General features: G+C 41.8%; 14 protein-coding genes and 1 pseudogene. 6 read left to right on the top strand and 9 right to left on the bottom strand.

What is annotated here, in order from left to right:
• Window positions 1–199 precede the first annotated feature (199 nt).
• The gene (locus AC6I3O_RS20705; protein ID WP_497852510.1) at window positions 200–9,226 is read left to right on the top strand and encodes an ATP-binding protein; all 9,027 of its coding nucleotides are present in this window, start codon (window positions 200–202) and stop codon (window positions 9,224–9,226) included.
• A 14-nt stretch (window positions 9,227–9,240) separates the two neighbouring features.
• Complete coding sequence (locus tag AC6I3O_RS20700) at window positions 9,241–10,722, top strand: ATP-binding protein (protein ID WP_497852509.1); 1,482 nt, start codon at window positions 9,241–9,243, stop codon at window positions 10,720–10,722.
• A gap of 117 nt (window positions 10,723–10,839) precedes the next feature.
• Here the strand turns inward: AC6I3O_RS20700 and AC6I3O_RS20695 are convergent, their stop codons facing one another.
• Window positions 10,840–11,649, bottom strand: coding sequence for an O-antigen ligase family protein (locus tag AC6I3O_RS20695; RefSeq protein ID WP_497852508.1), 810 nt, complete (start codon window positions 11,647–11,649; stop codon window positions 10,840–10,842).
• Window positions 11,650–12,110: 461 nt separating this feature from the next.
• Here AC6I3O_RS20695 and tnpA point away from each other — a divergent pair, with 461 nt between their 5' ends.
• Complete coding sequence (gene tnpA, locus AC6I3O_RS20690) at window positions 12,111–12,581, top strand: IS200/IS605 family transposase (protein ID WP_497852507.1); 471 nt, start codon at window positions 12,111–12,113, stop codon at window positions 12,579–12,581.
• A 493-nt stretch (window positions 12,582–13,074) separates the two neighbouring features.
• On the opposite strand, the gene AC6I3O_RS20685 is transcribed toward tnpA, so the two are convergent.
• The 8 genes from AC6I3O_RS20685 to AC6I3O_RS20650 all read right to left on the bottom strand — a co-directional run bounded on the left by AC6I3O_RS20685 (window position 13,075) and on the right by AC6I3O_RS20650 (window position 20,916).
• A complete protein-coding gene (locus AC6I3O_RS20685; RefSeq protein ID WP_302134599.1) occupies window positions 13,075–13,398 on the bottom strand; it encodes a DUF6618 family protein in 324 nt (107 codons plus the stop codon).
• A 12-nt stretch (window positions 13,399–13,410) separates the two neighbouring features.
• On the bottom strand, window positions 13,411–14,217 hold the full coding sequence (locus tag AC6I3O_RS20680) for an ExeA family protein (RefSeq protein WP_016222687.1): 807 nt from the start codon (window positions 14,215–14,217) through the stop codon (window positions 13,411–13,413).
• Complete coding sequence (locus AC6I3O_RS20675) at window positions 14,217–15,485, bottom strand: DDE-type integrase/transposase/recombinase (protein ID WP_497852506.1); 1,269 nt, start codon at window positions 15,483–15,485, stop codon at window positions 14,217–14,219. The genes AC6I3O_RS20680 and AC6I3O_RS20675 overlap by 1 nt, the downstream gene beginning before the upstream one ends.
• A 90-nt stretch (window positions 15,486–15,575) precedes the next feature.
• Window positions 15,576–16,169, bottom strand: a complete 594-nt coding sequence (locus AC6I3O_RS20670; RefSeq protein WP_304532924.1) for a DUF6431 domain-containing protein — start codon at window positions 16,167–16,169, stop codon at window positions 15,576–15,578.
• A gap of 741 nt (window positions 16,170–16,910) precedes the next feature.
• Complete coding sequence (locus AC6I3O_RS20665; RefSeq protein WP_497852505.1) at window positions 16,911–18,065, bottom strand: IS91 family transposase; 1,155 nt, start codon at window positions 18,063–18,065, stop codon at window positions 16,911–16,913.
• On the bottom strand, window positions 18,058–18,924 hold the full coding sequence (locus tag AC6I3O_RS20660) for a tyrosine-type recombinase/integrase (RefSeq protein WP_497852503.1): 867 nt from the start codon (window positions 18,922–18,924) through the stop codon (window positions 18,058–18,060). The genes AC6I3O_RS20665 and AC6I3O_RS20660 overlap by 8 nt, the downstream gene beginning before the upstream one ends.
• A 392-nt stretch (window positions 18,925–19,316) precedes the next feature.
• The gene (locus tag AC6I3O_RS20655; protein WP_497853549.1) at window positions 19,317–20,288 is read right to left on the bottom strand and encodes an IS701 family transposase; all 972 of its coding nucleotides are present in this window, start codon (window positions 20,286–20,288) and stop codon (window positions 19,317–19,319) included.
• Between the two features lie 106 nt (window positions 20,289–20,394).
• Window positions 20,395–20,916, bottom strand: a complete 522-nt coding sequence (locus AC6I3O_RS20650; protein WP_497852502.1) for a transposase — start codon at window positions 20,914–20,916, stop codon at window positions 20,395–20,397.
• Between the two features lie 26 nt (window positions 20,917–20,942).
• Between AC6I3O_RS20650 and tnpC the strand changes: the two are divergent.
• From tnpC to AC6I3O_RS20635, 3 genes and pseudogenes are all read left to right on the top strand, one after another.
• Window positions 20,943–22,109: pseudogene (tnpC, locus tag AC6I3O_RS20645) on the top strand (IS66 family transposase); the annotation flags it as partial.
• 639 nt (window positions 22,110–22,748) lie between these two features.
• A complete protein-coding gene (istA, locus tag AC6I3O_RS20640) occupies window positions 22,749–24,359 on the top strand; it encodes an IS21 family transposase (RefSeq protein ID WP_497852501.1) in 1,611 nt (536 codons plus the stop codon).
• Complete coding sequence (locus tag AC6I3O_RS20635) at window positions 24,359–25,096, top strand: ATP-binding protein (protein ID WP_497852500.1); 738 nt, start codon at window positions 24,359–24,361, stop codon at window positions 25,094–25,096. The genes istA and AC6I3O_RS20635 overlap by 1 nt, the downstream gene beginning before the upstream one ends.
• Window positions 25,097–25,157 lie beyond the last annotated feature (61 nt).

Below are 25,157 nucleotides of genomic sequence, written 5' to 3'. Positions count from 1 at the left end.
TTCTTAAAATATGATATACTAATAATGTTCTTAAATGTAAGGAAGTTAAGAAGTAATTTGTGCTTCTTTGTTTTCTTACTCTTTTTTTTTGGTATGTTTGTAAAATGCAGGTCGTGTTAAGTAATATATGATATACATAAAATTGCAGATAAATCAAAGGATATAAATCTCAGAATAAAAATGAAAGGGGATTATGATTATGAAGGAATTAAAAAGACAGCTTAGAGAAGAAATATGGGAAATATTAAAGGAGCAAGCAGTGAAAGGAAGTATAGTAGTTGCAGAAGTTCCACAAAGATTAAGGGAGCGGCTTGGAGTTGAGTGGAAGGATTTTGTGGATTATAGCGGCCCGGGAGAGTGTAAAAAGTGGTTATGTGATGAATTTGCACTTAGAGAAGATCCTAATAATAAACATTGTTTGTTAATAGATACATTTGTCAAATCCAGATTAGACAAACAGACAAGAAAAAAAATTGAAGGGATAATGACTGCAAACTTTAATGCAGAAGGATACATTATGAACTCTGCTATTCCATTAATGTTGAAGACATATGGGATAGAATGGAAAAAATTATCCGAGGGCGAGGGTTTTGAAGAATGGATTGAAAAAGAATTTCCTATGTTTTGGATTGACAAAAAGGGAAAAGCCCCTTGTATCCGCCGACGTACAGTAATAAAGGAAGAGCAGGGAGGGGATAATACAGAATTATATCCAATAAATATTGATATAGAATCCCAAGATTCTATATCGCAAGTAAAGGAAATGCATCAGTTTGCATTTATGGGATGGTGGTCAAACACGTCCAAGTTGTTGCGTAATTTGACTGGCTTTAAAGGTAATGACGAAAATATATGGAGGGGAATTATTGCAAGAAATATGGCTGTGGCAAAGCTTAATGTGGATGGGCACTCATATTTCGAAGCATTGGATGATGAAATACCTAAAATTGCTTTTAATACTGGTTTAAAGACTCCCGCAGGGAAGACAATCTATGGAATATTATGCGAAAACAGCCGCGAGAATCGCTCCCCCCAATGGATGTTGTCCTGTTTTTGTTATCCTGGGCAAAGCGGTGAGGGACAATGGCTGTCAAGAAGATTTTCTATTCCATCAGAAGACAAAAGTAATTATGAACAAATATATAATGACATGAGAGTTCAAATAAAAAGTCTAAAGGAAACACGTGCATTTTTAGTAAATGTGATGGATGGACTGAATCAGACAATTGCTGAGGGAAGGGCAATTAATGAAGAAACTGTTCAACAAATCAATAATTATTATAGAACATGGAATGAAGTGTTAAAATGCGTGGAAGTTATCTATCCAACAAATGTTACGTCTGACAAAAAATTGAATTTGGAAGAATTGGATACGTATATCTCCAAAAGTGAAACATATCATGAAATGCTCGGTCAAGCAGTTTCAAAATTTGGCATAATGGCAATGGAACTATATGACTGTATGTCAGTGCGTCATTTAATCAGTGGGAATATGGAAACGACCGCTATGTACCTGGATAATAATGTGATTGTCGGTACTTATAGTGAAAAATCCAATACAACAATGGATTTTTCTGCATTTTTTAAGATTATTGATTATTACAAAGCTCTTAAATATATTGTAGATAGCCACAGCGTGAACGATAAAGTAATGGATGATTCGGAAAAGGTATCCGAACATTTTAATATACCTTCAAGGGCGATTGGCATGTACCTGCTCGGTACTGGTCCCATAACCGCGTTAGATCATATTGCTGTCATTGACAATATTTTAAACCAGTGTATTATTTCAAGTAAGAGACAGGAAGTTAATAGATTATCGATTAAATGTGAAATTGAACAACCAGTTAATAATATGTTAACTCAAACCGTAAAATCGGTTTTTTCTGAGGAAGGCATTTCTAAAGAAGCTCTTAGGAAATACTTTGTTGCTGAAAACGAATTTGAAACATGCATTATTACCAATCAGATGAAACAAGCTGTCAAAATATGTTCCAGCTCAGAAAAAATGTTGTCTATGGGTTATATCCAGGAAGAAATTGACAGAATAAACAGCGTTTTTTTGTATAAGAAGGAAATGTCTGGAAGCTTAAAGGAATACTTCTGTGCGTGCAGGCTTTTGAAATTTCAGGAAAATAAGAACAGACAGGCAGAAAAATATTTGTTATTGGCTGACAAAACAAATGAAACGATTATAAAGCTATTGGATATATACCGCAGGGAGGAGCGAATTGAAGATTTTCTGTTAGTCTATGATAAATACTGCCAGGACTATAACATCGATTTTGTTAACAAGAGCTTTTTAGTCCAGATTTATTCGAAATATATGATGCAGGGAAATTTGCTGGCGCTAATTGCAAATCATCCGGAAGTGACATATGACGATGAGAATTTGTCGCATATTATCCAGGCATTAGAAGAAAAAGGACAGGAACAGAACTTAATAGAATTGCTTTCCGACCGCAAGAACCTCCTTGAAGTCCAGCCGGTTCTGAACAAATTTGAGGAGGCTCTGGTAAATTCCGACCAGGAAGAAATGGCAAGGCTGGCAAACGATAAACGACTATTATCAGAATTAGGCTATAGCGATGAGGAACAGAATAATATTTATCAAAGCTTTATGTTGGGAGATTACCCGGAACAAACTGGCAGTTCATGGGAATTTGAGACCGGATGCAGAATATATATCTTCCAAAAAAACAAACATATGCTTGCTGAACAATATTTATGGAAGGGGTTAAATCAATCCAATCTAACTTTGCAATGTCTGAAATTATTTGCAATCCTAAGTGGTGAGCGCAGATGGAAGGAATGTATTTCTTTATATGAGGCATATGAAAACAAATTAATGGCGGTCGAAGGTGCCAGAAAATACTATATCACTGCAATAATTCACACTGACATAGAGCGCGTGTGCGATATGATTAATTCCAACTTGATGGATTTTTTGGATGATGAAGTCTTTAGTCTATTACAGCAGAGTGGAAACGATGAAAGAAGCAAAACACTGATACGGCAGATTCAGGAAATTTTAAAACGCATTGATAATGATTACATTTCCAGTGTTGTATATATTCGGCCTGAATTGCGGGAATTTATTGTTCATCCGGAAAGAATGGAAGATTATGGAATATTTTCTGACGAAGCGAATAAAATAGTCAATTTATATAAAAATGATACATTTTCTTATGGAACTAGTGCCTTGGAAATTGCGAAAAGAGTATTTGCTTTTTGGAAAAATAGAAATAATCTGGCAGAAATGTTTGCGGCTATGGCGCAGCCCAAAACGGAAGCAGCAGCATTTTTAGTGCAAATTTTTGATGAAGTTCAAGATTATGACAAACTGCTAGATATATTCGAACAGATGCCCGATCTGGTAAAGAAATATCCATTGAATTACCTAAAAACATTGTTTTTTAAAAAAGACTACAATAAGTTTCTTGACTTATATGAACAAATAGATGACGATGCCAGAACACCATTATTGAAAGTTGAGGCATCCATCTGTTATTTGGTTTTAGAAAGAGATTGTTCAGAGAATCAAAACGAAAAACTTTCTCACCTAGATGAGGATATTATTAAATCTCACCCTTGGCTAGTGATACGATTTATGTCAGTCCTTACAGAAAAAAAGAAATATGGTATCTATGAAGAACTATTAATAAATTATTTTGACAAGGTGATAAACAATTATGAAACGGATATGATAAATGCTTTTATTACAGGTAATAAAAATCTAGGAGAGGAGGAGCTTCTTGTTATTCAGCAGAACTGCGAGCAGATAGATAAGAATGATATTGCCATATATTTGTACAATGTACTTGGCATTGGAGACAAGAAGGGCTTGGCTGATGAATTTTATCGTAAAAGGCGCGAAGAAATTGCTGAAATGGAAGATTCTGAAAAACTGATATGCATTAATTATCTGGAGAAACTATACCCTCCCATGTATAGTGAGCTTTATCGCCTTGAAGTTTCTTACAGCCTGGAAAATATACTCACCTGCAATAGAACTGATTTAGAAAAAAAACAGATGATTATTGCGTTCTTACAGAATTTGAAGGTAGATGAAGTACTGTTTGAGGAAATTGTAAATCGTTTTGAACAAACTGCTTATCTGGATTTTCCGGCAATTTGCCAAGAACTATACAATGCATACAAGGCTGCAGGCTGTGTAGTAGAAAAGCCATTGAGTTTGTTCAGTAGACATGCCATTAAGTTGTGGGTTCAAAACAAATTGGATAGCAGCTATTGTAAGTTTGTCTGTAAAATTTATATAGAAGCTATCCTGGAGCATAGATTTCCTGATAATATTCGTCCTGATGCGATTTTTATCTGCAGGAAATATATGGAAAAGACCGAAAATAGTGAAGCGGCATTTTGCTTGTATAAAATGTATCAACAGTGCGGAAACACAAAAATGTCTGAACTGGCATTTCAGTATATTATGGATATGTCGCCTTCTGAATTGCCGGTTGAGATATACGAACAGATTAGCGAAGATATAAAGTCAAATAACGGGGCGGTTAGGACAAGGTTGTTAAATATTTTTAAGGAAGAGCTTGAAAGCCGCAAAGTTGATGAAGTAATGGATTTTATTGACGAAGTTAAATGCTTTATTCATTTAAATCAGTCTGCGATTGAGTTTTTAGGACAAGTCGAAAAAGAGAACAATAATACTGTATATTCCGAGGAGGAAAGCGAATATCTTCTTAAAATATTATTTCGAAATACGACATCGCCTAAATTATGGGAAAAGTGCATAAATCTGCCATTTAAAAGCGAGCCAGAGCTCTATGCGAAAATCCTTTATAATATTGCTAAAAACGACGCTGGATCATGGTTGGACTGTGTTAAGTACTGTGAAAAATACGAATTGAAAAATTTGATGTTTGAATCTTTATACTGTTGGCTGGGCAGCGAGCAAGAGTGGGGTGATATCATAGAATGTCAGAAATTCTTTATGCATTTGGAGAGTAATACAAATTATCTACAGGAATTCGACGATAAGATAATGATGCAGGGTATAGTCGAACGATTATGTAAAACGTATGATATGCCAGATATGTCAGATGAAATGTCTCATGAGGCCATGCGCTCTATTGCTATGGTGGCAGTTGCAAGCGGCATGGAAGAGATTTTATATAATTGGTTTTCAGATATTCTCGCTACTAAAGAAAGCTATGTGGCAACTGTCGTTATTAGCAGTCTGCTCTTGAAAAGCCGGATCCCATATGCATATAAATTGTTGCAAAAAATGGCAGTAAATATTAATAACTGCCCATTTAAGCAGTTCATTACTCAACTTGCAGAACTTTCGGAGGAAGAATTAGAAATAGAAGTTAAAGGAAAAGTGATACAAAACATATTGCAATTATCGCTGCCAAAGGGAAATCGTCCAAATGTAGACAGTATACAAAATTTTATATTAAGGGCATTGCTTGAAAAGAAAACAGAGGAAGCTGCAAAGACGCTTGACTATTTTTTGGATGTATTTAAAGATGATATTGTATATTATAGCGGATTGTTTCTTTTGAGCAAAGAACCGTTTCATACGTACGAATTATATTTGCAGAAAGGACTGTACGGTTTGACTCTGCTGTCAGAGATGACTCCAAAAACGATTGCTATTTATCACCCAAAGGGAAGGCCATATAAAAAGTGGTTTTGTATAGCTACCGCCGTCGTAATACAAAAGTATGGACGTACGCTGCTCGAAGACTTTAGAGTGGATGAACCAATTGGGACATACTATTTGAAGCATAATCCGGCGGCCTCTACAGGTGAACTTGTCGAGATGAACGACTATTATAATTGGATTAAAAACCTGTTTGATAACCGTTCCGAAGAGGAAAAAGGATTATTGTATGAGATTATGCTGTCCTGTATTACTGGGAACTGGAAAAAAGTATTGCAAAGCATATATGAAAATAACGAAGATCCAACTCCATATAAGGAATTTTTCAAAATCAGTAACGATGGTATTATGAGAAGTATTTTGCAAATTTTCAGGGAGTATTCAGATGAGAAACAGAAAGAGTTTAGAAGATGGCTGAATGCTACGATAAGAGAGTGGCGGCCTGACTTACAAGAGAGATTACAACTAATATGCGATAAGGAATTGCTGTGCGACAAGGAAGGAATCGTGCAATTTCGGGACATTGACTTGTATCTGAGCTATCCATTTGAAGAAGGGTTTATTTATAAATTACTGTATGAAAAAGTGGTTAAAAATGCGGATACAGAAACTTTGTTTGACGCTTATCTTACAGCAGGCGTACTGTCCAAAAACAACGAACTGGCAAAACAATGTTTTGAAGCAGCAACGGAGAGTTTTAATATGGGAAACGATGCGAGAGCCTATGACCTGTACCGTGTATCCTATATGCTGGCTTACCGTTTGGGAATTTATCACACAAAAAACCAACGAAGTTATCCATTTTGCCGTATACAATATCAATGCCGTGTAGCAATTTCGGGTTGTTTCGCTAATAAGAAAAGGTCTCTTGCGCGAATCAGCAGTGAGACGCTAGACAGTCCGGAGTGTGCCAACCTTGTTCTGCAGCTGCTATGCACCACCCGGGCAAATGAAATAGACCGCCTAAAAGAGTATATGTCGGCAAAAAGCAGAAGATTGTGTGAGAATATTGTTATATGTGTTAATCAAAAGCTTACAGATGACTATAAAATTGAAATTGCAAAAGATACAAAAGATTTAGTTGAGAGATATATTCTTTTTCAAATTTTAGTCTTTAAACGGTGTGGTAAGCTCTGTTATCTTAAGAGTGATAACAAATACGAGACGGCAAAACAAATGATGGAGGAAACAGCAGTACAGATCAATAATAATGAAAATTTTAGGGAAGGTAAACCCAAATATTTATTGAACATTCCCGAATTTGCCCATTCTTCTGTCTATGAACAAAGGGAACTGAGCGCGTTTTTTGGCAATGTCAGAGAACGGCCTAGCGTAGCGTCAAAAAAGAATATGCCTATGTTTATCAAAAAGCTGGAACAAAATTATGCAGACACGGAGGTGGAGGGTCATTTTGAAATATTACTAGAGGAATACGAAAGGCTTCCCCTAGAAGATAAAAGCTTACGGAAAGAATATTCGGAGAAATTGTATATATCTGCCAAAATTAATGGTTTTTCTTCAAAAGAACTGGATAATTTTGTTATACAGTCGGGGATCGACAGTTATCAATTTGATTCGGATAAAGATGTTTTGTTCGAGACTGCGAGATATGCGGCACATACGGATCACGACAGCCGTGGATATAAAATGTTCTGCAAATTAGGCTCCAGCGCACTGTTTAATGTTCTCAGTGAATACAGACAAATTACAGATTTAGTCAATTCATATAAAAATAATAAAGACGCTTTTAAAATCCTGTGTGAAACAGTGGATTCTGATTTGGCCAAAGAAATTGTTGGCGGATTTTATCTGGTTATCGACGAACTGGTTTCTATTTACTCTTCTGCAGCTGTTGCGAATAATGTTGCATTGCAGGCGCAGTTAAGATTGGCCTACAAAAAATTTGAGGAGATAGAGTATAGCCGGGAATGGTCTGTGATTAAAAACCGCCTTCAGATGCTAATAACGATGGAAATTAACAATTTAGGCAGATGCCCCATCTTAGTATGCGAAGTGCTTAATCAGGGTATAAATACATTGAATGGACGGATTTATGGGCAAATCCGTAATGTGGGATATGAGCGCGCTGACCGTGTAGTGCTTCAAGCAGTTATCAATAAAGATATTCGTACGGCAAAGTATCAATTAAATATGTTGTATCCGGAGAATAAAGCTGCTTTTGAAATTGATTATGCAGTTGAGGAAGACGTGGACGAGATTCAATATGAGATTCTAGTTTCTTACGAATATAAAGGAGAAATATGCACATGCGAGAATAAATGCGGAATATTACAAGTGTCCTCTTATCCAAGGCGTTATCACTTGCCAGATTATAATCTGAGTACAATAAGAAAGTTTATGGTTGATGACAAGGGCGAAGTTATCAGTGGCAGCGACAACATTTTATTCGGACGCAATATCGAAAAAAATAGAATTAAGCAAACATTCCAAGGCGCTTTCGAGGGATATAAAGATACTCTGATTCGAGGGGTCCGCCGTGCAGGGAAAACATCGCTCTTAAATTATATGCTGTTTTATATTAACTACTTTTGTAGGGATGTTGTTTCCGTATGTGTTGACTGCCAGAGCGCCACGGCCAGTCAGTTCATTCAAAGTGTTTTTATTGATATAGCCTGTGACAAGTTAGAAAGAAGTGTTCCAGAACTTACACAGAGTAATGAATGGACGGAATTTCGCAAGGAATGGAAACTGACAGAAACAGAACGGGATAGAAATCCTCGTCTGTTAGAGAATTTTTATTGGGAATTGTCACGCCGTCTGGATGGGAAAAAATTGGTTTTGATCTTGGACGAAGTTGATACGTTGTTTGAAAGAATTTCAAAGGAGCAAGGGCTGGATACAAACCTGTTCCCAGTGCTTGGCGCAATTTTATGCAATATGGAAATGTCCCAGATTGTCCACTTTGTTTTTTGCGGCTCCAACAATTTAATAAAATACAGTATGGATGGGGGTGTGTTAAATCAGTTTTTTCAGCGTTTTGGGAATGTAATTGAGGTTGGCCGGCTTCCCGTTCAGGATATGAATACAATGCTTGAGCGATCCTGCGGCGAAGAATCCGAATTAGTTTATACAAAAGAGGCGCTTGATTGGACATGGCGTCTTACAGGAGGACTTGTGTGGTATTCAAAGGCATTAGGACAGGAGGTGTTAAAACGAGCGAGAAACGAGAACAGAAATGTGATCTATCCATCTGATATCTGTCTTGGCATCAATTCGCTCGCATCCGATGATTATTGCAAACAGTTTATGGAAGGATGCGGTCAGATTGAATGTAAAGTAATCGATGCATTTCAAAGCCTTGTAGATCACGAAAATGAATATGTCCCGCTGGAAGACATTATCGTATTGCTGACAGGTCAATATGAAAGAGGGACCATAGAGCAATCTTTAAACCTTTTGATAAAGCTGGATATCTTCGAAAAGAGTATGATAGACGGCAAAGAAGCATTTAAATATACATTAGATTTGTATAGAAGATACTTTAAAAACAGACTATCGGAAGGGACTGGACAGCAGCAGGCGGATTCTTTATTCAGATATATGCATACCAGAAAGAAAAAATATTAATTGGGAGGGTGATTATGTATAATCCATTTGATGGAACAATGCCTCCGGTGGAAAAGCAAAATGATTTCATTGGACGACACAATATTTACGAGAGATTAAATGAAAAGATACAAAACCAGCAAAATATAGTCATGCAGGGCGTGAAAGGATCTGGTAAAACCTCTGTACTGAGAACCTTTTTCGGTTCTGAATACAGAAACAAGATGGCACGGTATGAAAATACGATTATTGTTTTTGATTCCTATCCCGTTTATCTTCCGTGTGACAGAGTGCTAGAGTTCTTTTCGGAAAGGATTGCAGATGCCTTGTGTGTTTTGCAGTATTGTGGGAAAGAAGATGTATTTGAGAATTTAAAAAACAAGATAAAAGTAATTCGAAATGATCACTCAAATACCGATGCGTGTTTAAGAGCCATTGTGGAACTTTTGTATAATGAAGGATATAAAGTACTATTGGTATTGGATGATTTTGAAGTTTTTACATCATCTACAGAGGTTACTGTAAACCATCACAATCTGTTGCGTTCCTTGATGAACAAGGGATTGCAGTTTGTTGTGGCCACTAATTTTGACCTGACAAGGGATTCATTGAATGGAAAAATAGAAGGAGGCTCCTTCTTGATTCAGACGTTTCTTGGAAATGAAGTCTTAGTTTCGGGATTCGATAAACAGGAAACCGCCGAATACTTACATAGATATCTAAGAACGGATGTTTGCCATGAGTTCAGTAATTATGAAATACACTCAATTTATGTCATTTCAGGAGGAATACCTGCGCTCGTACGTTTGACAGCAAAGTATGCGTTTGAAAAAAAATATGCCTTAAATCGGGAATTGCATACAGAAGATTTTGATACAATAATTCCGCAGGTAATATCTGACGCAGGAAATATTCTTGAAGGCTGGTACAAATATTTAACAAGAGATCAATATAATACAATACAGTATCTTTTAGAGAAACCGGGAATTGATAGCAATGATTCGGTGATGAAGAAGTTTTATGACAGAGGTATCTTCAAAGCTTATACGGATCTAAATAAAAATGGTATTGAATGTGAGATTGTGGGTACGTATGATTTTAATTCTGTGATTTTAGAAGAATTTAGTAAAAATTCTGAAATATTGATTCAATTGATGAAACGAAATGAACCGTTACCAGTCATTAAAATGACAGAGTATGACAGAATGATTGAAAAAATCAGCAGCAGAGATTCAAAGTGGATGGAACGATATGCTCAGTCCATATATGATTCCGAGGAGTTGCAAAATCAGTTGGAATTAATCATAGAATCCTGCAATTTACAAAAAAAGGAACTTGATGCAATAAGGGGATTGATCATAGAGTTATCCAGTCAAAGTTCTATTAAAACAGGCATTGTGGAAAAAGTGAAAAAAGGACTAACAGCATTGTCAACAATAGTTACATTGACAACTGCAGACTATACTCAAATCGAGAAGGTGTTTGATATCCTAACGCGTATTTTGACAAACAGCTAGAATCTACTTCTGCCTACAGGTTTCTGGCATACCCATTTGCCAAAGCCAGGAATATAAACAAAAACGGAAGCGTATAAATGGAATAATCATTTACCAATGCCTGTACCATATAGGTGATTATGTCAATACGGTTATGATATGGAAGCTATCTGCCTTCCAGCTCCGTAAGCCCCTGATCAGTGTAGAGATCAGCAGGTCAAAGTACCCGATCAGGCCAAGCAGTCCCATATTCATGGTCATCTGCAGGAACTCATTATGAGGGTCCGCATATCCGCTGTCAAATGGAAGCTTTTGCAGGGTATCCATAACCGACCGGAAGGAATTAAGTCCATTCCCGAATAATTTGCGTAGAAGTGGTTCATCCTTGATTGCAGAAGTGGTCCTGCGCCATATATATCCGCGGTCATTAAAGGAAGAGTCTGTCAGGACAAGATGATGCAAGAGGAAGCCCTCGGACAGATTCGAAGTGATCATATTTACAAATACAATACATATAACACTAATACAGATGGCTGCTAAGGTAATGACAAGGAATGTCTTTCTTGCGGCTGCAAGCTTTTCTCTGAGTACTTTCTGGTTTCGCTTCCATACAAAAGGAATGCCAGATAGCAGGATATCTCGCAGAGCAGAAGCCTGTAGTCCAGTATAAGCGCGTCTGTCCCGTAAAATGGATGGAGCTGGTTTCCGGGCAAAAGCCGTAAGATGCAGATCGTTAGCTTGGAACCAAGATAAATGCCGGTAATCTTGGGTAAAGCGGTTTGCCCATGAGTCCGATTCCAAAGCAAAGTATCCTAATATAAACATTCCCAGGATGATTGCAAGGACGGAGCTTTCAGTTTTTATAAAAATACAGAACAAAAAGCCCAGATAGAGGTTGATCCCGCAGATTTTTGTGTAAAGGCTTGTAGAGGGCTGAACTGCCGGCAATCCACCCCCACAGGAGTGCCTTGTCTGCTTTGCCGTATTGCCGGACTGCGAAGAAGACGGCTAGGATGAACAGGAAACACAGGCCGCTTCCCCACTCATACAGTGCAGTAAGTATTTGCGGCAGTATGGCATAAAAGTAGATAATAGAAGAAATTAGGAAAAAATTCTACCTGTACGGTTGGAAATGTGTTTAAGGGGGCTGTCCTGAAAACGTAACTTATTAGCAACCTAAAAAACATGCATCTTTAATAAGCTCGCCTTTGGGCGGGCTTATTTCTTTGTTAGGCTAAGGGCCTGTTTACCAATATGGAGTTTTTCGTGTTCCGAAAAATGGAATATTGGTAAACAAAAAAACCACCTGTTATACAGGTGGTGGGAATTGCTTTAGCTTACAGTAAAAACCTCCAATGTTATAATAATGTTGGTTTGCCAGCCACATTAAAAACAGAGGAGGTATCCATATGGATAATAATAGTTTATCACATACAAAGTGGAATTGTAAGTATCATATTGTGTTTGCGCCTAAGTTTAGGCGGAAAATAATCTATGGACAGTTAAAGCAAGATATAGCGAATATATTAAGCACCTTATGCAAAAGGAAGGGAGTCCATATAGTAGAGGCAGAAATATGTAGAGATCATTTACATATGTTAGTGGAAATTCCGCCAAGCATAAGTGTATCAAGTTTTGTAGGGTATTTGAAAGGGAAAAGTACACTTATGATATTTGAAAGGCATGCAAATTTGAAATATAAATTTGGGAATAGGCATTTCTGGTGTAGAGGATATTATGTAGATACTGTGGGTAAAAATGCAAAGAAAATACAAGAATATATTCAAAATCAATTAAAGGAAGATTATGAATATGACCAGATATCATTAAAAGAGTATGTTGACCCGTTTACGGGCGAGCCGGTAAAAAAGAACAAATAAGATAAGCCCATAGGGCTTAGTACGGAATGATGTTGCGGCTGGCGAACCATTCGGTGAGTCTTTAGACTCCAGTGCCGGTAATGAGCCCTTATAGGGCGTGAGCAAACCACCGGCTAAGCCGGTGGTTCTGATTGTGCATCATAAAATATAAAACATTAGTTCGGTTGAATGATTATATTTACACCTAACTTTTCTAAAGAACGAAGATTTCTTCTTATCATCTTTTCTTGGTTGATAATAGTATACACCACTTTACAACTTATACAAATGAAAGCATTGTTGCTGAATCCATCGTTTCAATGTGTCGGACGGCAAATTGATGGAAACGCAAACAGCGAATTATTTTTCCGACATTTATCCTATTGACTGCGCAGTGCTGTCTGCAAATGCACAATCCTGTCAAAAATGCTGCACGTTGTTGTCGGTATTGTTTTGCGCCTGAAATGCAAAAGGCCATGGATCCCTCATGAGACACATGGCCCATATGAAAAATTTAGTTTTTCCCCTGCCTGTCGGCCAGAACAGGAAGATGAACCAGGCCGGTGGCGACAGTCACCGCATCCACCTTCCGCATCAGGGAGCCGATCCTTTCTTCATTCCAAAAGATATCGGAGAAATCGGAGAGCTCGCACCCTACATCATGGTTAGGGATGCACAGGTAGTTCCCATATTTATGCCGTCCGGCGAGGATGTGGAAGTAAGTCCCCCGCCCATTGATCTCAGCTTCATACCATCCGTTCCCCGTGCTCAGCAGGATGATCTGCCCCGTCCAGGTCTCCTTGCGGGAACCGCTTTTCAGGATACAGGTATAATTCATGTTCCATTCCTCCTATCCGAGATTCTGGCTGCTGACAGAAGCCAGGATGACATCCGTATCGATCACTTTCTTGTCCATCTGTGCCCCCAGAGTCAGCGCGTCGGTCATCAGGTTGTCCACCAGGCGGGGGCTCCCCTGGGAGTGACTGTGGACGGCAGAAAGCGCTGCCTGGTCGATGATGGAGGCTGCGCCTCCGGCACAGGCGATCTTGTGGAGGATATACTGCGCCACTTCCGAGTCTGAGAGACCGGAAAAGTTGTAGTGTACGGTGATGCGCTGGCGCAGGGCCTCATGGACGGGCTTTTTCAGGGTGCTGTTCAGGTGGGGCTCCCCACAGAGGATGAGCGTGAAGCAGTTCAGGGAGTCATACCCGTAGTTCATGAGCATCTTGATATCCTCCAGGATGCCGGTGGAGAGGTATTGTGCCTCATCGACTGCCAGGAGGAGGGGCTGCTTCTTGTCCTTGTAGAGGTAGAGTATCTGCTCCTGTACGGCGCGGAACATCCCAGGCTTGCCGCCCCTTGGCTCTAGCCCCAGAACAGAGCAGAGCTGGCGGTAGAACTCCATGACGCTGACCGTGGAGAGGCAGATGTACTCCATATGGTAGAGGTTGGGGTTGAGGCACTTTGCGAAGCAGCGCAGGGCGAAGGATTTGCCCATGCCGGGGCGTGCGGTGAACAGCCCGATTCCCCTTGTGTCCTTGAGGTAGTCCAGCCGGGACGTCATTTCCGAGATGTCCTTTGAGAGGAACCGGTCCTTTTCTCTTGCGTTCTGTTTGTCAAAGGGATTGAAGGAAAGCCCATAGTAGGAACGGAACATCAGCTCTCACCCCCAATCCTTGAATAATCGATGGACGGCGTGTTATTGCGTTTCGTCCTGCAGTTCTCGTTTTTATCCGTAGGCCGTATGGGATAATGTTCCCCCTCATAAAGGATGAAGGCACTGGACATGTCGTCTGGCAGGAAGCGGATCTCCACTTTTGAAGAAATGAACTGCATGGGAACGTCATAGGACACCTTGTCGATGGAGACGGTAGAGTCCTTGTTCACCTTCCTGGTGATGCGGTTCAGGAAACATTCCTCCAGCCACTCCCTGGACTTAGGGTTCCGGATGGAGGAGCGTGACTGCTGGTAGCGGTCCATGGGCGTTGTGCCGATGCCGGAATGGACAGATGTATTGTAGGTGCGCATATAGTCTTTAAGCAGCCGGTTGAACTGTGCCAGCGTGGTGATGGAATCCAGATCCAGCGTATAGAGCCAAGTCTCCTTGAGCGTTCTGAACTGGCGTTCTATTTTGGCTTTGGAAGCACCATCACGAATTTTTGTGTGTAAAAGTACGGTGCCGATGGAGCCGCAGATGAGGGAAAGCTGCTCATTCGAGTAACTGCAGCCATTATCGACATAGAGCTTTGCCGGGATTCCATGGGCTGCCACAGCGTCCTTCAACACCTTCTGGAAGTTATAGGCATTATCGTTATAGAAGAGGCCGCCGCCCACCAGAAAACGGGAATGGTCATCAATAATCATGATGCAGTAGACTCTCCTGCGCTGGCCGTGCTCCGTGATATAAGGCAGGTAACAGGTATCGGCCTGCCACATCTTCCCAAAGGCGTCTTCTTCAAACGCCTTCCTGTCCCGCATGCCTGGGTTGCGTGCTGATTTCAGGTCATGTTTCTTCACGAAGCGCTGGACGGCGCAGACGCTGACTGTGGCAGGGATGAAGGCTTCTTCAACGAGGTGCCGGTGGATCTGGGTGGAGTTCAGCCGTGGGAAGGCTTCCTTGAGGCGGTAGATCTCCTCGATGGCCGTGTCCGGGAGCACCCGGGTGGAGCCCTTATCGGAACGCTCCTGCGGCATGAGGGCGTCGATGCCACCGTTCTGGTAGAGGGACACCCATTTGCTGAGGGTCTTTGGGCTGTACTGGAATACCGAGCCGTCAGGCAGGGTGAGCGGTTTTTCGGTGATACGCAGGTAGTAAGCGTTCCTGGACGCATCCGGATAAAGGCCATGGATGACCGGCGCTATGAGAGCGAGGCGGAACTGTGCCATGGCGGCTGCGTCCGAAAGTTTTTTTGGATTGTTGTCCATAAAAATGTCCTCCTTAGGTGGTTTTCCACCATTATGCAGGAGAGAAGGGAGGGAAGCCATACCCGTGGCGTGTGGCCGACGGAAAAAGGGTCAGGGGCCGAACACCTGCTGGCAGTAAAGTGTCGGGTTTTTATGGGACTGGAGGAAAGACTTTGTAAAACGGCGGACAAAGGCGGAGGCGAAATCCGAATAAGCCGGCTGCGTGAGCAGGGACTTCAGGAAGGAAAGGCCGGAAACCTCCATGGAGGAAAGCACGCCGAGCCAAACTTCCTTCTGCACCCGAAAGAGCTGCAGCCACCGGCGCAGCTGGGAAAGGGTGATGCCGAAGCGTTCGCATAGCCTTTCCACAGTGGAAAGGCGCAGGAAATACTCTGCCAGGACACGTAGAAGGAAGAACAGGCCGTAGCCGGAGTAGGGAATGATGAAGTCCGGGAGGATGGCATGGGTATGGCCACAGGTACAGATAAGGCGCATGATGCAGAGGCTGTGGCGGACCTGGGTGCCGCCTATAAAGTCCACCAGGGAGCGGTCATAGTAGGCATGGATGCGGCAGGATCCCTTTACCCCACAGCAGGGACAGGTCTGCAGTTCCGAACGGAATCCGGCCATAAAGGAATCGAACAGGATCTTTGATGAACTTTTTATACGAACCAGCTTGCAAAACAGGGAATTTTCTCTTATCATAATATATGTCGGTGGTGCTGGAGCCTCATGAGCGGGACATGATCCCGTATATGGCAGGCACACTGGTATGTGAGAGAAAGAACGAACTGTGGAAGGTGCTGTTCTTTCTCTTTTTTTTGTTCCATAAAAACTATATCGGAATGACATGGGATGGTCAAGAGGAAAACGTGCCGCCTCCTGTAGCACACTTTTATAGACAGTGTTTAAAAACTGAGATTATAATTTGACGTTTTTGTGCGGGAGATAGGAACTTTAATTTGCTGGGCTACATTCAATGCGTTCATAAGTAGGCTGGATTTTATATTGGTTTCGATGTTTTGCAGCAAACTGGCATAAAATATCTGCTGACGGATTTGTTCACTGATCACAAAGCGAAACTCCTGTGCACTTTCATTGCGGTACGCAAAAAAGGATTCTTCCTGATAAGGAAGTATTTTCATTGTACAATTCTTTAGGAAAGTATCAGATTCAGGGCAGACGAAAAGAGCAGCTTTATACAAAAGATAAAACTGCCCTGAATGTGATTCTTTCCGATTGTACCAGACTGCGGACCTTTAGCCAATATGTGTATGGAGGAAGTATTTTTCACAGTTAGTGAAACTGCACAGATTTTGCAGGTACTTCCTGGCATAAGCATCTGTTTTTTGTGTAGATTTACAAATATATCCGGTAAAAAGGCATGCTTCGCAAGCCTTCTTGCGGAGGCTTTTAAAAAATTTATTCAGTAAGAAAAAGTTTGTATCAGGATGAACCATATGTCCTTCCGGCCTGTTGCATCCTGTGGCGCCCGCATTCCGGACAAATGCGTATATCAATCTTCCAGACCACAGCCAGCAGCTCTCCTATAGATAGTCCGGCATACCTTTCTTTAAACCGCTGTCCTCCCTGGATTTTGAAGATCCGTTTCAGGTTCTTGCTTTTATACCGGTTATTTAAAAAGCCGTAATAGCGGATCTTCTGAAAACCGGGAGGGAGCACATGCATCAGGTAACGCCGGATGAATTCCGTGTTTTCCAGGGTGATAGTCCTACGCGGATTGCCGGGCCTTTTTCCTCTGGCAGAAAAAGTGGTTTTCTGTTCATCCACATCCAGGATACGGCTGTTTGAAATGGCAATCTTATGGGTATATCGTCCAAGATATTCCAGGGCATTGCCAAATCTGTTAAAGGTTTCCTTAATGTATGGGCACCAGTCCTTTTCGTAAAGGGAATTGCGGAATGTGGCCCATTCATAGGAACTGCGCAGTTCTTCGCAGGAAGCGGAAAACTCCAGGCTGGCGCTTTGATAAAGGGCATCAAGCGCTGCAAGGAATTTTCCCTTGAATTTATTCCTGAGGACTTTTACGGGGAGGAAGAAGCTTTTCTTTGTTTTCCGTATTTTATGGTCTTGGGTGAGCCCGCCGCCAGAGATAATGCAATGCATATGTACATGGTAAAGCATCTCCTGATCCCAGGTATGGAGTACCTGGATGATGCCGGGGACTGCACCTAGGTATTTTTGATCTGCGGACAGTTCCAGGAGTGTTTCGGCGCAGCATTTGTGGAGCAGCCCATAAAGGAGCTGCTGGTTGCAATAAAAGAGGCTGTTTAATTCGTGGGGAGTGGTAAACACCACATGGAAATAGGGCGCGTCGATCACCTCAGCCCTGCGCTTATCCACCCAGATTTCCTTATTAACAGCCTGGCAGCTCGGACAGTTTCTGTTCCGGCAGGAATTATTGCGGACCTCTATATGGCCGCAATCCGGACACTGTGAAATATTTACGCCGAGTCTGCCGGATTTACAGTTTAAAATAGCATAGGATGCTTTACGCTGGACATCAGACTGGAAACTCCCGGAAGAAGTGTACTCCCGGTAAGAGAGCTGCCAGATCCTCTGGATTTGGGAATTACTCATGGGAAACACCTTCCATCCGGTCAAAGGGGCTTATGGCAGTATGTGTACCGTTAGAAGCCAGGTGGACATAAATCGTAGTGGAATTTAAAGATTTATGTCCGAGCAGGGCTTTTATGGTAAGCAGGTCTGTACCGTCCTCATACAGATGGGTGCCAAAGGCGTGGCGCAGGGAATGGCAGGTGATCCGTTCTTCCCAGCCGAGTGAGCGTTCTACAGCATGGATATGCCGGGAAAGGTAAAATGTATCAATGGGTTTATCCGGGCAGGTCTGCTTTGGGAAAAGCCAGCCTCTTGGCCTGCCAAAGGCAAACCAGTAGGAAGTGAGGATATCCAGAGCCCTTTTAGAAAGGATGGCATAACGGTCGGAACGATTCTTTCCGTGACGGATATGGATACGCATATTTTTGCGTTCAATGTCCTCATACCGTAAATGGCAGACTTCGCCGATGCGCAGACCGGAGGAATACATGAGGGAGACCATAGCCTTCTGCTTGAGGTCGGGCATGGCGTCGATCAGGATGGAAACTTCCTCTTTGGAAGGGACAAAGGGGAGGTATTCATCAAACTTACGCATGGGAAGCTGGGTATCGTCCCATGGCTTATGAAGGACATAAAGGGTAACAAAACGCAACTGTGAAATGGCACAGTTGACCGTGCGGTCAGAAAGATTTCTGGAACGCTTTAGCCAGCGGATATAAACACGGAGTTCATCCCAGGAAACATCCTCCGGAAGCTTGCGGAGTACGCTGGAGAGATAATCAAGGTAGGCACGGATATAAGTGCAGTAATTTTTAAGTGTGTGGGCGGTAAGGCCGCGAAGGGAGATCATTTCCCTGAAAGAATCTAAATAATTGTCCATAATGGAACCTCCACGGTGTGATTTTGATAGAGTGAACAGGAAAAATCACAAAAGAGGTGGCGGGCGGGCAAAAAAATGAAATATAGAGTTGTTGAGTTTGAAAATCCATGATAATATAAACATAGCAGTTTTTGGGGTTATGTTTGCAGTTGTGTGTGGTAACTCAACAATACAACATAAACCAAAAAACTGCTACTTTTATTTTGAGAAAACGAAAAAATTTTGAAAAAGTAGTGGAATCACGTACCTAGGGCTAGCCACCGCGCTAGCGGTTTGGTACAATATGTAATATTGATCAGATTCACCATCATTTCGATCCCTTTGCCGCTACGAACCATGTAGCTGCATATGCACCAGAATGTTTTTTGCTCATAATAGCTGACTTCAATATTCTATCTAAAATAGTAACACAGTATTGGAATAAACTGCATACGCTCACTTCCGGTCTGGTTCAGCGGTGCTTTTTCCTGCCATGCACAGAAGAGTTCTATCTGATTTGGAAAAATAGTGCTGAAAAATAAACGTCTGGGACCTTGGGCTTTTTCAGTTGCCGTCACATAGGCAAGGATTTCCCTCTGGCCAAAGAGGTTACTCAGGACTCGGCGTACCCCCAGATAGTAGTCTCCAATCTTTTCAGCCGAAAGAACAAAATCTTCCTCCAGGGAAAGGTGTCTCCCATGCTTGGCTGGTCTGCCTCTTTTGCCTGTAGGCGGCGGAGTAAGATCATAAATGACGGAATCTGATCTGGCATTACAGATGATATCCAGATTTTTATATTCATCTACAACACATACCAGATCCTTTTTGGCATACCAACTATCACAGAGGATGATAACATTCTTACAGAAAGAGAAACAAGGCATAACCTGCCGCACCATAGAAGCAGCCAGATTTAGCTTAGAGATCTCCTTTTTCCACATACGGTATCCTAATGGAACAAAAAGGTAAACAATCTGTTGGTTTCTCCATACAGGAACGCAGAGCATAAGGCTAACAAAGCAGTGACCATTCAGGTAGTTGGAGCCATTGTGCGCAGCATGGTCGAAAAGTTTTGATACATGTTCAAACTTTTTTCCGAACTTAGACACCATAGTATCATCAATACACAGAAAGACAGGGTGACTGCGTAGGATATCCGGGATCAGTTTTAAAGCAACAGACGCTGTAACATTCATAAATTTAGAGTAATCCGCTTTTGCATAAGAGCAGGCATAGTAAAACGCATTCAAAGATTTTTCTGTAATACCAGACAAAAAATGTCTATAAAGAAAACGAATGGAATGACCAGATTCCATTGCTAAAATGGATAGCACCAATAGAAACAACGTTTCAGCAGTTGGAGTGGAAAATGTATCAAAATAAATAGAAAAATATTGATGAAGTCTACCAATTAGGCCCTTGTTGTTGTATAATGAGTTTATCGTACAGAATCACTTTCTTTCGTAATGGTTGTCGTAAACTCATTATACATCAGAAAGTTCTGTACGATATTTTTTTTATGAAAAAACTTGTAAAGTGGTGTAGTATAATGAGCAGCCCCAAATCACAATAAGGCACTTTCTCTTTTAACATATGATAGATTGCTATCAGCATCGTGTGTGCTACCGCTATAATTGCACGCTTCCCTCCCCGTCGTGCGACTATCCGTTGATAGCGTGAGTATAAATAGCTCTGCTTATTTCGTATTGCAGAACGTGCACATTCTACCAGGGTTGCTTTTAAATATTTATTTCCTTTCCGTATCCTTGTACTCATTTTTTTGCCGGCACTTTCCTTACATTCCGGCACGAGACCTGCCCATGAGCTGAAACGGGATTCATTTTGGAAGTGTTCCATTTCCACTCCTGTTTCTGCCAGAATGCGTTCCGCACTCCTCCTGCCAATTCCTGGGATGGCATCCAAAGCCTCTATCGCCCACTTGATAGAATCTGTTTTTTTGATATCTTCATCCAAATCCGTAAGCAAAGACCCAAGGCTTTCAATATGTCCCAACTGATGTTCCAGCATTTTCCGCTGGTGTCATAGAAGAGATCACCTATATTTACAGCTGTCCGAAATGTGGAAAAATGCAGCGGCCAGAGAAGCCCCCTGCACTTATGAAAGGGAGCGTTGCCACACCGTCCCTGGTTGCAGGGATCCTGAATGCCAAATATGTAAATGGGATGCCGCTTGCACGCCAGGAGCGGGAATTCGCACGGTATGATCTGAACCTGTCAACCAAAACGATGGCAAACTGGATCATCTTGTGTGCCGGGCGGTATCTCCAGCCAGTCTATGACCTGATGAAAGAGGAATTCTTGCGCAGTAAGTATGTTCATGGTGATGAGACACGGATCCAGGTCATAGACGAACCAGAGCAGAAAGGTACGACACAGAACTGGATGTGGGTATATCTTACGGATGAGAACAGCGGGTCTCCGAGAATGGTCCTCTTCCAGTATGAGAGAACCCGGGGCGGCTACCACCCGGTGGAGTTTCTGGGAGATACATTTGAGGGTTATTTTACCTGTGATGGATACCAGGCGTACCATAGTCTCCCAGAGAGGATCACCGTAACAGGGTGCATGGCCCATGCAAGGCGCCGCTTTGATGAAGCCCTTACAACATTGAAAAAAGATTTCACCAAAGAGCAGCTGAAAGAAACAACTGCATATCAGGCAATGGGCCGGATCGGCATGCTCTATAAGATAGAAGAAATGATCCGCGGCAAATCGCCGGAGGAAAAATATACTGAGCGTCAAAAGCAGTCAAAACCGCTTTTAGATGCCTTATTTGAGTGGCTACATTCTCTGGAGGATGCTGTAGACCGGTCATCGAAAATAGGAGAAGCGGTTTTGTATACGATAAACCAGAAGCAATACCTAAGAAGATACTTAGATGATGGGCATTTGAGTATTGATAATACGGCCGCAGAGAGAGCCATTAAAAACTTTGCAGTAGGACGCCGCAACTGGCTGTTTTCCAAGAGCATCAAAGGAGCAGAGGCCAGTGCAACCGTATATAGCATAACAGAAACGGCAATCCTAAACGGACTCAAGCCTTATGATTATCTGACCTATCTATCGGAAAAGATGAAAGATCTGGCGCCAATTCCGACAAAAGAAGAGATTCTTCCACTATTGCCATGGTCTGAAACAATACCGGAAAACTGTCGTACCAAACGCTCAGAGGGCACACCCACTTAGCAGAAACTGTTAGGTGGATTTTTTTCAAAGTGCGGATGAAACGATATTCATCTTTAGGACATATTTTACCAAATGTATAGATTTATGAACGGGTACGGATTATTTCTTACTTACGCTCTATCTGATCACAGGCTTATTCTCACGATATTTTTATCCTCATCTTTTTGATACATCCCCTATTTATAAGCTATTTAGCTCAAGAGTATGAGGATAAAAATATTTGTGCGATAATGAAATCACTATAAATTTTTGAAAGGATGGTGATTTCATGGATTACCAAACAACTGTTGACGCAGTAATGTCTCTACTAAAAGAAAAGAAAGAATGTTCCAGCAGCCGGTGGTCTCATAAAGATTCCTATGATTCTTTGGAGGAATTCTTAAATCAGACAGGAATATTCAGAAAAAGCAAGAGATGAATGGCTTTCACTTATTAAAAGTGAATATCCAAGCCAAAGATATGAGGTCTGGAAACAATATATCTGCATATTGCGACACCCAACGGCCGGTTTTGCGGAGCAAAACGGCCGCAATGCGAAGCTAATCGGCCGCAGGCCGTTGCTTTTATAAATTGAATCCTTTCATAATGGAGCTATGCCTTTTAAAGAGGTAAATAAATCCATTTGAAGGAGGATAATGAATGCTTGACTACAGAACAATCATTATCAAACGCTATGCGTTGAATCTGTCTGGCAGAGAGATTGCTAAACAGATTGGTGCCAGCAAGTCAGGAGTCAATGAGTTCCTGAAATCATTTGAGGAGTGCAATGCCATCAGCTATCCACTCCCTAACGGTATTACCAACTATGGAATAGCTGAACTGGTGTATGGAAACCCGCCTGGAAACAATGGCAGAAATCCGAATATCGAATATCCTGATTACGAGGATGTGCACAGGCAGCTCTCCACCAGAAAGAACATGACACTGGTATTTCTCTGGAACAGGTATAAGAAGAAGTGCGAGGAGACAGGTAGACGTTATTACCAGTATCGTCAGTTCTGCGAACATTACTCCGAATGGTGCGAAGAAAATACGGAGACCTTACATTTCAATGCTGTCATCGGCGAGAAGATGGAGGTAGACTTCGCCGGAAAGACTTTTGGTATCACGGATCCATTAACTGGTGAGATCTATATGGCCGTTGTATTCGTTGCCATTCTACCCTATTCCCAATACATCTATGCAGAAGGCATGCTTTCAACAAAGGAGCCTCATTGGATTGATGTGAACAACCACGCTCTGGACTACTTTGGCGGAGTCCCTGCAATTGTAATCTGTGATAACTGCAAGCAGGCCGTTATTGCAAACAAGGATTGGATCGCACCAGAGCTTAATAAGGATTATGCTGAATGGGCGGAACATAACCAGACGGTTATCCTGCCTGCGAAGGTTCGCAAACCGAAGTATAAGAGTTCTGTCGAAAATGCAGTGGGTATTTTAGAAAAGGGCTTTTTTCATGAAATGGAAGAACGCCAGTATTTTTCCCTAGAGCAGTTCAATCAGGATTTAAGGGGTTTTCTTGATCAACTAAATAAGGAACCTTTTAAGAAAAAGGAACATAACAGATACTTCTACTGGCAAGAAGAAAGAATGGAGTTGATGCCGCTTCCCTCCGTGCATTATGAGTACACGGAGAGACGGACGGCAAAAGTATCAAGCGATTTCCATGTCCGCTTTGACAATGCTTATTATAGCGTAAATAAGAAATATGTGCATAAGGAAGTTTTGATAAAAGCGACAGCATCCTTTGTACGTATTTATAGCAAGCAGGGCGAATTCCTGTGTGAATGGCCCCGTGCGGAGTATAAGGGCAAATGGTCCACAAATCCCGATGATCTTCCTGCTAACTATCCGGGGTATGGTCAATGGAACGCGGCATTTTTTATTAATAAGGCAAGGCTCGTAGGGGCATCGACGGAGGCGGTCATCCAAAGCATCCTTAAGTGCCGCAAATATGAGGTCCAGACATACCGTATGTGCCTCGGTGTAGTCAACTTTAGCAGCAAATATGGGAAGCCTGTATTGGAGGAATGTTGCCGCCGTGCCATTGATTGTGGAAAAACCACATATACATTCATAAAGAACACCATTCCCGCGGTCGCGAATGAAATGGGTGTAGAGGTTCGCAAAGGCGGTGCTGCTCCGGCAGAAAAAGGCGGATACGCCATGAACTCCGATGCAACGGATATAAATAAGCTTTTAAGCCGCAGCAAGGAGCTGGCAGACAGGCAGAGGGGAGGTGCCCAGTAATGCTCACTGGAAGCAACCTTCTGAATACGCTTGTGGATGAATTAAACGAGCTGGGACTGCCCAATATGGCAGCGGAACTGGATAAGCTCTACGCTTCTCCTGGATTCCTTGAGATGGACCACCTTACGCTGCTCTCAGAGCTTATATCTCCTGAATACAGGGATAAAATCAGTAAACGGATAAATAACCGTCTTCGTTCGGCAAAGCTCATAGGATGCCCCGCAGAGATTGAGAACTGTAAGGATTCCGGGGAAAGGGAATACTTGCCGCCTGGAATTCCGCAACTCTTGTCAACACTGGAATTTGTTCCAAAAGGTTTTAACATTTGCATTCTGGGCGCATCTGACACTGGAAAAACCTATCTGGCAAAGGCAATCGGCATAAAAGCGTGTATGGATTACCGGGTAGGATATTTCCACTGTGAGGAACTGCTGGAAAGTCTTTCATCACAGAAGCAGCTGGATTACGGTAAATACGAGCGGAAAATAGCTGGATTGTTCAAACAGGATATTTTGATATTGGATGATTTTCTTCTTCACACAATTGAAGATGAGGCAGAGATCAAGATTTTATTTGCACTATTGGAGGGCAGGTCAGAGAGACAGAAAAGTACCATCATCTGTTCTCAAAGGGCACCGGAAAACTGGAAGCCAATGATTATGAACGATGAGATATCAGCGAACTCTATCGTAAAGAGGGCAACCAAGCATTACACGATTATGATTAATAGACGATAATTACCGTCAAACGAGCGGCCGTTTTGCTCCGCAAGGTGGCCACTCTAAAACGCATCAGTGG

Source organism: Sporofaciens sp. St.21A7, assembly GCF_059728535.1.
The sequence above is the reverse complement of the archived record's forward strand: the minus strand, read 5'-3'. Positions and strand labels throughout refer to the sequence as shown.